This window comes from Paenibacillus sp. MAH-35 (assembly GCF_058135425.1).
This window is the reverse complement of the sequence record NZ_JBYUPU010000065.1, coordinates 1-13492: the sequence shown is the minus strand read 5'-3', so window position 1 is coordinate 13492 and position 13492 is coordinate 1. Positions and strand designations below refer to the sequence as shown.

At 43.1% G+C, this 13492-nt stretch carries 13 protein-coding genes; all 13 read left to right on the top strand.

The genetic code is table 11. The annotated features are described in order from the left end of the window. The first annotated feature begins 24 nt into the window (after positions 1 to 24). Positions 25 to 528, top strand: a complete 504-nt coding sequence (locus tag AC3Y2E_RS32990; protein ID WP_379217483.1) for a tyrosine-type recombinase/integrase — start codon at positions 25 to 27, stop codon at positions 526 to 528. 470 nt (positions 529 to 998) lie between these two features. Next, positions 999 to 1754, top strand: a complete 756-nt coding sequence (locus AC3Y2E_RS32985) for a YveK family protein (RefSeq protein ID WP_379217482.1) — start codon at positions 999 to 1001, stop codon at positions 1752 to 1754. Further along, complete coding sequence (locus AC3Y2E_RS32980; RefSeq protein ID WP_379217481.1) at positions 1735 to 2382, top strand: CpsD/CapB family tyrosine-protein kinase; 648 nt, start codon at positions 1735 to 1737, stop codon at positions 2380 to 2382. The genes AC3Y2E_RS32985 and AC3Y2E_RS32980 overlap by 20 nt, the downstream gene beginning before the upstream one ends. Before the next feature lie 232 nt (positions 2383 to 2614). Continuing rightward, complete coding sequence (locus AC3Y2E_RS32975) at positions 2615 to 4453, top strand: polysaccharide biosynthesis protein (protein WP_379217480.1); 1839 nt, start codon at positions 2615 to 2617, stop codon at positions 4451 to 4453. Between the two features lie 40 nt (positions 4454 to 4493). Beyond that, positions 4494 to 5378: a UTP--glucose-1-phosphate uridylyltransferase GalU gene (gene galU / locus AC3Y2E_RS32970; protein ID WP_379217479.1), complete on the top strand. Its 885-nt coding sequence runs from the start codon at positions 4494 to 4496 to the stop codon at positions 5376 to 5378. 30 nt (positions 5379 to 5408) lie between these two features. Beyond that, on the top strand, positions 5409 to 6773 hold the full coding sequence (locus AC3Y2E_RS32965; protein WP_379217478.1) for a UDP-glucose dehydrogenase family protein: 1365 nt from the start codon (positions 5409 to 5411) through the stop codon (positions 6771 to 6773). A 1-nt stretch (position 6774) separates the two neighbouring features. Further along, a complete protein-coding gene (locus AC3Y2E_RS32960; protein WP_379217477.1) occupies positions 6775 to 7746 on the top strand; it encodes an SDR family NAD(P)-dependent oxidoreductase in 972 nt (323 codons plus the stop codon). Positions 7747 to 7837: 91 nt separating this feature from the next. Beyond that, complete coding sequence (locus AC3Y2E_RS32955) at positions 7838 to 9061, top strand: DegT/DnrJ/EryC1/StrS family aminotransferase (RefSeq protein WP_379217476.1); 1224 nt, start codon at positions 7838 to 7840, stop codon at positions 9059 to 9061. After that, positions 9042 to 9728: a sugar transferase gene (locus AC3Y2E_RS32950; RefSeq protein WP_379217475.1), complete on the top strand. Its 687-nt coding sequence runs from the start codon at positions 9042 to 9044 to the stop codon at positions 9726 to 9728. Before AC3Y2E_RS32955 ends, AC3Y2E_RS32950 begins: the two co-directional genes overlap by 20 nt. Positions 9729 to 9776: 48 nt before the next feature. After that, on the top strand, positions 9777 to 10841 hold the full coding sequence (locus tag AC3Y2E_RS32945; RefSeq protein ID WP_379217474.1) for a glycosyltransferase family 4 protein: 1065 nt from the start codon (positions 9777 to 9779) through the stop codon (positions 10839 to 10841). Between the two features lie 37 nt (positions 10842 to 10878). Continuing rightward, positions 10879 to 11793: a glycosyltransferase family 2 protein gene (locus AC3Y2E_RS32940; RefSeq protein ID WP_379217473.1), complete on the top strand. Its 915-nt coding sequence runs from the start codon at positions 10879 to 10881 to the stop codon at positions 11791 to 11793. Between the two features lie 3 nt (positions 11794 to 11796). Beyond that, positions 11797 to 12885, top strand: coding sequence for a glycosyltransferase (locus tag AC3Y2E_RS32935; protein ID WP_379217472.1), 1089 nt, complete (start codon positions 11797 to 11799; stop codon positions 12883 to 12885). Then, on the top strand, positions 12875 to 13492 hold a 618-nt coding region (locus tag AC3Y2E_RS32930; RefSeq protein WP_379217471.1), incomplete at its 3' end, for a hypothetical protein. The genes AC3Y2E_RS32935 and AC3Y2E_RS32930, both read left to right, overlap by 11 nt.

The following is a 13492-nucleotide window of genomic DNA, read 5'->3' as shown; positions in this document are numbered from 1 at the left end:
TCTTGCTAAGAAGGAGTGTGAATCATGCAGGTCGTCCAGCCTATAAAGGACGTGGAGAAAATTAAAGAGATCCAGACCATACTGAAAAAACAGTCCGATCGAGACTGGCTGCTTTTTACTATAGGCATCAGCTCGGGGCTGCATTTGACCGATATTTTGAAGCTGAAGGTGAGCGACGTCCAGGACAAAACCGTCGTTTCGCTGAGGGAAGAAAGAACGGGAAAAATGAAAAGTTTCAAGCTGACGGATGAATTAATTCACGCCCTCCGTGAATATAACAAAAGTATGGACATTAATGACTACTTGTTCCGCTCCCAACGGACCGGGCAGCCGATCAAACGAATCCGGGTATACCGCATCCTGAACGAAGCGGCCAAGCAAGCCGGCCTGGAAGACGTAGGGACTCACACGATGCGTAAAACATATGGTTACCATGTTTATCTGAAAACGAATGATGTTATGCGACTAAAGGAGCTGTTTAATCATTCGGCTCCTTCGGTTACTTTGCGGTATATAGGTATTAGTTGAGGATACAAGTTGTAATGTTGAGGAGAAAATTATTGTCATTCGAGCTGCTTATCCCCTTTGAAATGCAGCTTTTTTCTTTTCTTACCTTTCATAAAATGAAAATAAGTACTTGACACGATACAAAACGTATCTTAAAGTAATGTTAAGAATATGACAGGGGGTAACGGAGTGGAGACTGACGGGAGAATAGACTTAGATATAAAGAAAGTTTTGGATCAGCTACATATAAGCAAGGAAATTGTGCAGTTGATTTATATCGATAAAGTCGCTCCTAGTAGACCTGATGAGGATGTCCAGCCGCCCGAATAATGTCTTCTCATTTTAAATTGACTAATAGATGCTCTATTAAGGAGTCAATGATACATAATGTATCATTGATTATATATTCATTTACAGAATTATAAGTTTAGTTTTTTTATTGTTTCGATGATACAAATTGGATCTAAATACCGATCATACCGGAGGAACTCATGGAACTTGAATTGAAAGAAATTTTATTAATTCTTAAAAGAAAATTATGGATGTTGATTTCAATTGTTTTGGTCGCCTGTTTAGCAACTGCAGTCATCAATCTTTACTTTACGAAGCCCATTTATTCTACCAGCACCAAGCTAATCGTTAATAAATCAAGTGAATCGTCGAGTATCGATAAGTTAGACTTGGGCTCGTTAACTGCCAATATTCAACTTATTAATACGTACAAAGAGATCCTTAAGACACCAGCTATTCTAGATAAGGTGGTGGCGGATCATCCTGAATTTAATCTAAGTGCAGAAGGGATAAATTCAAGAATTACGGTAACTTCCAAAGAACAATCTCAAGTTATGACCATTGGTGTTCAGGATACTTCGCATACAAGGGCAGTCGGTATCGTTAATGCAGTTGCGGAAGTGTTTAAACAGGAAATTCCAAGAATTATGAAGGTGGATAACGTTACCATTCTAAGTGAAGCAAAAGTAGTACAAAACCCGAGTCCAATTAGTCCGAACATCAAGTTGAATATGGTTATTGCTGTTATTGCTTCTCTGCTAATTTCAACAGGTTTGATCTTCCTTCTCGAATATTTAGACGACTCGATCAAAAGCGAGAAAGATATCGAGCTGGCGCTCGGGGTACCTACATTGGCAATGATCAGAAAGATTAAGAAGAAGGATCTAAAAGGAAGGCATAAAGCTTCCTATCAAAGAGTAGCGGGTGAGAAAACTTATGCCAGCAGTAACGGATAAAATCAAAATGAACCTGGTAACTGAGCTTAATCCAAACTCACTAATAACGGAAGCTTACAGAACGCTGCGGATGAAAATTCAGTATTCGACATCAAGCGAGCCGATGAAAACCGTGTTGTTGACATCTGTAACTTCCAAAGACGAAAAGTCGAAAACGATAGCCAATCTCGCCGTCATATACGCCAGAGAAGGTAAGAAGGTACTCGTCATTGACGCTGATCTAAGAACACCGATGCTGCACCACACTTTTACATCCAACGGATTTGGATTAGCGGATATCTTGCTTGGACAAAGCCCATTATCCAATGCTATTTCCGAGACGCAAATAGCGAATCTTTTCTTCATACCGGCCGGGCATGCTACCGTAAGCCCTTCGGAGTTGTTGTCGTCGGTACAGATGCAGGAGCTTTTGAGCCAAGTAAAAGAAGAGTTCGACATCGTCTTGATCGATTCTCCTCCTGTGCTGGCCGTAACGGACGCACAGATTATGGCGGCCATAAGCGATGGAGTAGTGCTGATTGTGAATCAAGGAAAAGTAAAGCGAGAAGTAGCGAAGAAAGCTTTGGCCCAGTTGAACTATGTGAAGGCTGTTGTACTCGGGGCTGTGCTGGTGAACACGTCGAAATAAGTGAATGTTGAGTGACTTCTTACTCAGGTAATGTCTACTGAACCTTTATCACTGTAGGCACTCGGCCATGCTGTGGGTGATTTTCACCTTAGACGTAAATCGTCAAGAGTGTGGTGTGAGGCGGGGTTGAATGCCCTATTGCCAATGTGAGTTGGCTTATTTTCGTGAGCCGGACGGAGCATGCAAATAAGCGAGCTTATATTGGCGCACCACATTTTGAGGAGGAGGAACTATGTCTTACCAGAAAAGATTGGTCTCACTAATTTTTATTGACTCCATCATCGTTATGACTTCCATTTATATGTGCAATTTTATTTTAATGCCGTCTCAAACCGTATTTACTCCCGAGCTGATGGTCAGCTCGATCTCTCTGCTCCTGTGTCACTTTATATTTGCTTATGTGTATAAATTATACAAGCGGGTATGGCAGTACAGCAGTGTCGGCGAGCTTCTAGCCATTATTAGAGCCATTACCGTATCGATAGCGGTGACGTCGATTTTGCAACTGCTGCTTTTTCAAGACGTGTATGTCCGCGTGATGGCCATAACATGGATGATGCACCTGATTTTGATCGGCGGAATCCGGTTTTCCTGGCGGATTATGCGTGACGGCGTTTTAACGAAGCCGGATATAAGCGGTAAGAAGCGGGCGTTAATTATCGGCTCAGGCGCCGCCGGCACGATGATCGCCAGGCAACTGAAGCAAAATCCGGATGCAGAGCTTTATCCGGTTGCTTTTATCGACGACGATTGTACGAAACATAAGCTCGAAGTATTGGGTCTCCCTGTGATCGGCGGTCAGGAATCGATCGAACAAGCCGTTCGGTCGCTGGCGATAACGAATATTATTATTGCGATCCCTTCCTTAAACAAGAAGGCATTAAGCCAGATTGTCGAGAAGTGCAACAAAACAAAAGCGAAAGCACAAATCGTACCGATGCTTGAGGATCTGATCAGCGGGAAAATAACGGTTAGCGACGTCCGGGATGTCCAGGTGGAAGACTTGCTCGGCCGGGAGCCGGTCGAGCTGGATACATATTCGATCGCGCATTACGTAACCGGGAATACGATATTGGTTACAGGGGCCGGCGGATCGATCGGTTCCGAGGTATGCAGACAAGTTTCGAGGTTTGCTCCCAGACGGATGATTTTACTAGGTCATGGCGAGAACAGCATCTATTCCGTTGAAATGGAACTAAAGAACCAGAATGCAAACAACGTCGAATACATTGCGGAAATTGCCGATATTCAGGATCGGGACAAAATGTTCAAAATTATGGAGAAGCACAGACCGAGCGTAGTGTTTCATGCGGCTGCTCATAAACATGTACCTTTAATGGAACGAAATCCTGAAGAAGCTTTTAAAAATAACGTAATCGGAACGAAAAACGTAGCCGAAGCGGCCAGTTATAGCGGTGTCGGAACGTTTGTCATGATCTCGACCGATAAAGCGGTCAACCCTACCAGTGTGATGGGAGCGACGAAACGGCTGGCGGAAATGATCATTCAAGACTTGGATCGAAGGAGCTCAACAAAATTTGTCGCCGTACGCTTCGGCAACGTGCTTGGCAGCCGGGGGAGCGTAATTCCGCTATTTAAGGAACAAATTCTTCGAGGCGGGCCGGTTACGGTCACGCATCCGGAGATGGTCCGATTTTTTATGACCATACCCGAAGCTTCCAGGCTTGTCCTCCAGGCCGGTGCACTCGCGCAAGGAGGAGAAATTTTTGTTCTGGACATGGGTGAACCCGTAAAAATTACAGATTTGGCCCGTAATTTAATTCGGCTGTCCGGTTATACAGAAGAAGAAATCGGCATCGAATATACCGGGATGAGGCCGGGAGAGAAATTGTTCGAAGAACTGTTGAATGAAAATGAAGTGCATAACGACCACGTCTATCCAAAGATCTACGTAGGTAAGGCGGCCATGACTCCGATCATCCTGATCGAAACTTTGATCGATCAATTCCAATCCTTCACACCCATAGAATTACGTCAGGAAATAATGGATATCGTATACAATCGGAAAATCCAGCCTAGTCAGCCTAAAAAGTTTGCTGCAGTTAACTAAGATTATCCAAATAAATATACATAAGGAGAGAACATAAATAATGAAAGTACGCAAGGCGATCATACCAGCTGCAGGTTTGGGAACGAGATTCTTACCGGCTACGAAAGCGATGCCTAAGGAAATGCTTCCGATCGTAGATAAACCGACCATTCAGTATATTGTTGAAGAAGCTGTCGAATCAGGAATCGAGGATATTATTATTGTGACCGGCAAAGGGAAAAGGGCAATCGAAGACCACTTCGATAACTCGTTTGAGCTTGAGCAAAGCTTATTGGAGAAAGGGAAGTTAGAACTATTAAATGAAGTCCAGAAGTCTTCCAAGATGGTCGACATTCATTATATTCGACAAAAGGAAGCTAAGGGGCTGGGGCATGCCGTATGGTGCGCCCGTAAGTTTATCGGGAATGAGCCGTTCGCTGTGCTGCTTGGCGACGATATCGTGGCGGCTGACAAACCGTGTCTCAAACAGATGATTGAGCAATATGAGCGCTTCAAAGCGTCGGTCATTGGCGTGCAGCGGGTTCCTGAGAAAGAGGTGTCGCGTTACGGGATCATCGAGGCTAAAGAAATACATGAACGCTTTTTTAGCGTGAGCAACTTAGTTGAGAAACCGAAGATGGAACAGGCTCCTTCCAATCTGGCCATCATGGGACGTTATATTCTTAGCCCAAAAATATTGGATATTTTGGACCGGCAAGAGCCGGGGGCGGGAGGCGAAATCCAGCTTACAGATGCCATTGCCAAATTAAATCAAGAAGAAGCTGTGTATGCCTATGATTTCGAAGGTGTCAGGTATGATGTGGGCGAGAAGCTTGGGTTTATTCAAACTAACATCGAGTTTGCGCTGCAGCATAGCGAATTAAGACAAAGCCTTCTGGAATATATGGAGAAATTGGTAGAGAAGCATGTAGTGGCGTCGCGTTAAAAGAGTATATTAAACATACTGGAGTGAACTATGAGAGTCCTAATCGTAGGAAGCGGATATGTCGGATTAACTACAGGTAGTGCTTTGGCTTATCTCGGACATCAAGTCACCTTATTAGATATTAATGAAGAAAGAATTATGCGTCTTAAAGACGGGGAAATCCCGATCCACGAAAGAGGTTTGGCGGAAGTTATCGGGGAATCGAGGCATAATATCGAATTTATTTCGAGATGGGAAGAGTTCGACTCGTCAGTAGATATCGTCATCGTAGCCGTGGGTACTCCTAATAAAGGCAACGGCGACGTGGATCTGACATACGTAGAAGTGGTCGCAAAGGCGATCGGAGAACGATTGGCAGCGGACTCCGACCCTGTCGTGATTAATAAATCGACAGTGCCGATCGGCTCCGCCCGACGGGTGAAAACGATCATCGAACAAGAGTTGAAGAAGCGAAATATTCATAAACAGATTGATGTAGCCTCAAATCCCGAATTTCTCCGCGAGGGGGAAGCGTTGTTCGATACGTTTTATCCGGACCGGATCGTGATCGGGGTTGAATCGGATAAAGCGAAAAGCCGGCTGATCAATCTATACCAGCCGCTACTGGAGCAGACGTTTACCCCTCCGGTATCGGTCAGACGGCCGGAAGGATTAACGCTGCCGCACATGATTACGACAAGTCCGACGAGCGCCGAACTTATTAAGTATGCAGCGAATTCATTTCTGGCGATGAAAATATCGTTTATTAATGAATTTGCAGGTCTTGCGGAGCTAGTGGGAGCGGACATTAACGAAGTTGCCAAAGGAATCGGTCAGGACAAACGTATCGGATCGAGATTTTTGAACGCGGGAATCGGCTGGGGCGGAAGCTGCTTCGGCAAAGACACCGCTGCAATTATGTATACGGCGAATCAATATAATTTTGAGATGCCGCTTGTGCAAGCCGCTATTAAAACGAATTACAAACAGCGCGAGAGTATCATTAGAAAACTCCAGTCCGAGCTGAAAGTGCTGAGAGGTTCGACGATCGGGATACTGGGACTGGCATTTAAACCGAATACCGATGATTTAAGAGATGCGCCATCCCTCGACATTATCCGCGGTTTGCTCGAACTTGGAGCGAATGTGAAGGTATACGACCCGATCGCGATGGCGAACTGCAAGCGGCTGTATCCGGATTTAATCATCAGCTATGCATCGTCGTCCGAGGAGTTGTTCGAAGATTGTCACGCAGTCGTGTTGATTACGGAATGGGAGGAGTTTTTGCATCTTCCATACTCCAGGATCGCAGAGCGGATGAGAACGAGGCTGATTGTGGACGGACGCAATGTGCTCGATAAAGAGGGAATTGTCCGAGCAGGAATTACATACAAAGGAATCGGCAGGGGCGAATAAGATGAGAATGCTAGTGACCGGCGGGGCGGGGTTTATCGGGAGCCATCTCGTGGACTCCTTGTTGGCTGAAGGGCATGAAGTGCTTGTAATCGACAATTTCGATCCTTTTTATGCCCGAAGTATAAAAGAACAAAACATATCGCAGCAACTGGAATCGAGCCGGTACCAACTGGTAGAGGCGGATATTAGAAACCGCGAAAAAGTGTTTGAAATTTTTGAATCGTACGCACCTGAAGCCGTTATTCATTTGGCTGCTAAGGCAGGGGTAAGGCCGTCTCTCGAAGACCCTTTGCAATATGTAGAGGTTAACATTAATGGAACGATAAACGTATTGGACGCCTCCGTAAAGGTTAAGGCCGGCAAATTTGTTTTTGCCTCCTCCAGCTCGGTGTATGGACTGAATGAGAAAGTGCCCTTCTCGGAAGAGGACCCGATTCTGAATCAGGCATCTCCGTATGGAGCGACTAAGGCGGCTGGAGAGGCGCTGTGCAGAAGTTACAGCAACTGTTACGGGCTTCCCATTGTGGCGCTTCGGTTTTTCACGGTTTATGGGCCGCGGCAAAGACCGGATCTGGCGATTCATAAATTTGCTAGGAAGATGCTTCGCGATGAAGCGATCACGTTATATGGCGACGGATCGACCTCAAGAGACTACACCTATGTAGACGATACTGTGGCTGGAATCAAAGCGGCCATTCACTACAAAGTGGAAGAGTATGAAGTATTCAATCTAGGCAACGATCGGCCGACTCGGCTGCTGGAACTGGTAAAGGCTTTGGAGGATGCGGTCGGAAAAGCTCCGTCGATCGAATGGCTGCCCGAGCAGGTCGGGGATGTGCCGCGAACTTGGGCCGATATCGACAAAGCCAAAGCAAGATTGCACTATGAGCCGAAAAAAGATATTCACAGCGGACTCCGGGCATTTGCGGATTGGATGATCACAAAAGAAATGACGGTACAGCCGAATCGGTGAGAAACCTCAAGCTCCACATGGTAGTGGATTGAGGTTTTTCTGTTTTTAGGTAGACCGTTCCCATTATTGGACGAAGAGAGGGTTTCTCACGATGAAAGTCCCGTTTTCTCCACCGGATATTTCCGATGTCGAAATTAATGAAGTGATCGATACATTAAAATCCGGGTGGATCACAACCGGCCCGAAAACGAAGCTGCTGGAGAAGAAAATTGCCGAATATTGCGAGACGTCCATGGCGGTATGTCTGAACTCTGCAACAGCCGCGATGGAGTTGACCTTGAGATTATTGGGAATCGGCAAGGGCGACGAAGTGATTACATCAGCATATACGTATTCCGCTTCCGCAAGCGTAATCGAGCATGTGGGAGCTAAGATTGTTCTGGTGGATACGGCTGAGAATTCGTTTGAAATGGACTACGGTCAGTTGGAAGCCGCGATAACTCCGCGGACGAAAGCGATCATCCCCGTAGATATTGCCGGCGTGATGTGCGATTACGATCAAATCCTTGCTATCGTAAACAGAAAAAGCGGCCTGTTTCAACCAACCAATCCTTTACAGCAAGCGTTCGGCAGGGCGGTAGTGCTGTCAGATGCCGCTCATTCCTTCGGCGCTATTTATAAAGGAAAGCGAAGCGGAGCCGTCTCCGATTTCACCAGTTTTTCGTTCCATGCCGTCAAAAATTTAACGACCGGAGAAGGCGGCGCGGTTACCTGGAGAGAGATTCCTGGCGTATCTAATGATGAGATATACCGGCAGTTTATGCTGCTGTCCCTCCACGGCCAGTCGAAGGACGCGCTTGCTAAAACGAAGCTAGGCGCATGGGAGTATGACATCGTTTCGCCGGCTTATAAATGCAATATGACCGATATTATGGCGGCGATCGGGCTGGGTCAGATTCAAAGATACCCGGAACTGTTAGAACGAAGAAAAGAGATCATTGGCCGGTACGATCGGCTGCTTGCCCGAGGCGAGGTTGAACCGTTAAGACATTTCGGAACGGACTTTTCATCGAGCGGTCATTTGTATCTGGTCCGGCTTACTGGCAGATCGGAAGCCTACCGTAACGGCGTGATCGAAAAAATGGCTGAAAAAGGTATTGCAACAAACGTTCACTATAAACCGCTGCCGATGCATACGGCCTATAAGAACTTGGGATTCGATATTCAAGATTACCCGAACGCTTATAACATGTATCGAAATGAAATTTCATTGCCGCTGCACACGTTGCTGTCGGATGAACAGATCGAATATATAGCGGAAAGCTTGTTGTCCGTTATGAGTTGGAGTGAGACCGGTGCCCCAGTTGCTTTATGAGCAATCCCAAGCTGAAGAGTTCCCCGTTCTCGAGCGAATCGACGATATTTTAAAAAAGCGGAGACTTCAGCTTGTTTTCAAACGGATGTTTGATGTTTTCTTTTCGGTAGCAGGCTTACTCCTGACGCTGCCTGTACTGCTGGTCATTGCTTTCATTATTAAAACGACATCGAAAGGACCGGTATTTTTCAAGCAGATTCGTGTGGGGCAGAACGGCAAATTTTTTAAAATCTATAAATTTCGTACGATGGTCGTCGACGCCGAGAAAAAAGGCATGCAAATCACCGTAGGAAAAGACAATCGCATTACGAAATGCGGGCACTTCCTGAGAAAGACGAAGCTGGATGAGCTGCCTCAGTTAATCAATGTGCTGATCGGAGAGATGAGCTTCGTAGGACCGCGGCCCGAGGTGCCCAAGTATGTGGAGCTGTATACCCGTAACCAGCGCGGAATCTTGAAGGTTAGACCCGGGATTACGGACTATGCCTCGATCGAATATTTCGACGAGAACAAGCTGCTTGGAGAGAGCGATAATCCGGAAGAGACTTATGTGAAGGTGATTATGGTCCACAAGCTGCTGCTAAACTTGAAATATTTGAAGCGGGTTTCGATTCTCGAGGATATTACATTAATTTTTCGGACATTGAAGAAGATAGTAGTCAGATAAGCCTATGATGAAGCAAGCGAAGGGACTAAGTAACGGAGAGGTAATTCGATGTTAAAAATCGGTATTATAGGTCATTTTGCTAAAGGATTAAATGCAGCAGACGGACAAACGATTAAAACAAGAATGTTAGAAGACGAATTAAACCTAGTGCTCGAAAACAAAGCGATATCTGTCGATACGTGCAACTGGAAGAAGAATCCGTTTAAACTATTGTTTCATTGTGTTCGGTTATTGCAAACCTGCAATCATATTGTCGTTCTGCCGGACACCAATGGAATCAGAGTGTTAGTCCCGCTGATGATTGCTCTCAACTCCTTATTTCGAAGAAAAATTCATTATGTGGTCATCGGCGGATGGCTTCCGGATTTCTTAAAGGACCATAGCTCATACAGAGCGGTTGTTAAAAAAATAAACAGCATTCACGTTGAAAGCCATACGATGATCAATAAATTAATGGACCTAGGGTTTCGGCAAGCCCATTATATGCCCAACTTCAAACGATTAAAACCGCTCTCCGAAGAAGAACTAACGCTTAATCAGCAAATGCCCTACAAGTTATGTACTTTTTCCAGGGTGTTAAAGGAAAAAGGGATCGAGACGGCCATTGAGGCGGTCACCCAAATTAACGAAAAACATGGAAAAACGGTTTACACGTTGGATATCTATGGCTTGATCGATCCGGAATATAAGGACCGGTTTAGCCATGTAATGAGTACGGCGAAGGAATACGTTTCTTATAAAGGTATTGTCGGTTACGACCAATCTGTAGAGACTCTGAAAGAATACTTCATGCTATTATTTCCGACTTATTATTCCAGCGAGGGATTTGCTGGCACTTTGCTCGATGCATTCGCATCGGGATTGCCGGTACTTGCTTCGGATTGGAAATACAACAGAGAGATTGTTACGGATGGAGTCAATGGATTAACTTACGATATGGAAAATGAGAGCTTGCAAGCTAAGCTTGAGGTTATTCTTGAAGATCCCGATGCGATCAATAACTTAAAGGGGAAATGTCTGGAGGAGTACGATAAGTATAATCCGGACTATGTGATACGTCAGTTCTTGTCTGTAATAGAAGATAAACATGCAAGTTTCTTGTATTCCAGTTAGAGGCTGAACCAGTACCAATAAAGATTGGAGAATCTAAATGGATAGCTTAATCTTGCTCTCAATTGTAGTAGTAACAATGAATCGGAGGGAACAGTTAATAGAGGCTCTTCAAAGTTGTCTTCAAAGTAAGCTGCCAAATAAAACCGAAATCATTATTATTGATAATCATTCGACCGACGGTACTGATGAGGCTGTTGAGAATTTATTCGTGGATAAGAACATTGTATACACATATAAGTATTTGGAGAAAAATAAAGGGGCTGGAGGAGGGCGTAATGAAGGTTTTCTTTTGGCAAAAGGAAAATATATATACTTTTTGGATGATGATGCAGTAATCTCCCAAGAGAGTAGGGATTTATTTTTTATCAAAAGCATTAATTTATTAGAAAATAATTCAAATGTTGCAACATTAACAACAAGAATTTGGGATGAAATGCTTGAAACAGATAGAGTTGTAAATGTTTCTAAACTAAAGAAGGTGTCAGGTTATGACACAATTAGTATGCTCCTAGGAGGCTCGAATTTTGTTAGAGCTTCTGCATTTAAGTATCCACTGTACCCGGATTTTAGATATGGTTATGAAGAAATAATCCCATCATTTGTTGCCATAGATAAAGGAATGTATAATATTTACTTTGCAGAAGTTTCAGTGGTGCATCGGCCAAAGATGAACAAGTGGAAAAAAGGTAGCAGTCAAGCGATAGATACTATATCTAAAGAAAATGCTGGATTGCTAGCTTCGAAGTATTTGTTGTATCCGTCAATTTTTAAACCCCTTATTTTCGCAGCGTTTTTGGCACGCTGGTATATTCATTTGAGAGATCATAAAGGTGCATTCCAAGAAAGCCTCCGAATATTTAGTGACCAGACAAGAGGGGTTAAGATTAAAAAAATAAAATATAGAACCGTTTTAAAAATCTTTAGAGAATTCGGATTTGGGGCAGGTGTATAATCGTTGATAAAAAGTGTACTATTTATCATTCATCGTTTAAGTTATGGTGGCGCAGAAAAAAACTTGACATTTGTTGCAAATGAATTATCCCGAAAAGGATTTAAGGTGCACGTTTTTACATATGAAGATGTAGTTCAGCATTATTCTCTTGATGAAAATGTAATACATATTACAGAGAAGAATATATCTAACACGAGAGGTATTAGAAGATTTGTACAGATTTTTCAGATAAAAAAAGTGATCAAAGTGATCAAACCTGATGTTGTTATCTCTTTTTTAAATTTTCCTAATTTGCTCAGCATACTCGCTACACGATTTACTTCTACTCCAGTCATTATTTCTGAGCGAGCAGATCCTTATCGGAGAAATGGGCTATTCGATATTATACGACAATATACATATAGATTTGCAGACGGAGCTGTATTTCAAACTGATGGAGCAAGAGATTACTTCAATAAAATACTGGTGAATAAAAGTTGTGTAATTCCGAATCCAGTTATTCGGAAATTTACCGATGAGACTGTTGTTGAGCGAAAAAATGAAATTTCTTTTGTTGCACGCTTTGAATTGGTGCAAAAGAGGCAGGATCTCATGTTGTTAGCATTTCGTAAAGTTGTAGATAAGTATCCTGATATAAAGCTTGTTTTTTATGGGGATGGTCCTGACGAAAAATATGTGCAGGAAATGGTTGATCGTTTAAATCTTTATGAACATGTTCGTTTCGAAGGGGTAGTAGATCATGTAGCAGAAAAAGTTAGGTATTCAAGAATGTTTGTGCTTACTTCAGATTATGAGGGAATTCCAAATGCCTTAATTGAAGCTATGTCAGTAGGGGTGCCTGTGGTAGCGACCGACTGCAGTCCAGGAGGCGCGCGAATGTTGATTGAAGATAATGTAAATGGACGTCTTGTTCCCAGGGGGGATATAAATGAAATTTACAATGCCATTATTTTCTTAATAGAGAATGAACAAATAGCTGAGGACTACGGAAGAAAAGCAACTGAAGTTGTGGAAAGATTTACTCCATCTAAAGTTATAAGTATGTGGGAAGAATATATTAATAAGCTTATCGGTGGTCGACATGTTTGCTAATTCGAAGAGAAAAAATATCGGTATTATCTTTGCATATATTTACATTCTGCTTTCTTATATTGGTAAACAAGGTGTTATGGATGAACGGTGGCAAAGCTTAAGTTTGTATATGCTGCTAGGTGTATGTTTATTTTCAATTTTTTTTCTTGGGCGATTTAAATTAATTGATTTTCATGTTTGGTACATTGCTTTTATTACTTTATCAGTACTTTCCTGCTTTTATGCGTTTGATTTTGATACCGCATTCGGCAATATATACAATCTATTTGTTGTATTAGGGATTACATTCGCGTTATGTTCAGTTATAAACGAGGAGAATGACATTAAAAAGATACTTATCTGTTTTTCAATTTCTGGTTTTGTTTTGTTTTTCATGTTACTTGCAACCAACCAGCTTTTTATGACTGAACGACTAGGCGAAACTCTCTTTGGAAATGCTAACTACTTTGCATATTTAGTAATGCTATCACTTATGAGTTCAGTTTGGCTATTGTTATACAATCAAGGATTAAAAAGATACTTTTTTGTGTTATGCATGGCATCTGAGCTCTATCTGCTCTTTCTCTCTGGTGGTAGAAAATATATCTTAGTTTCTGCACTTTTCTTA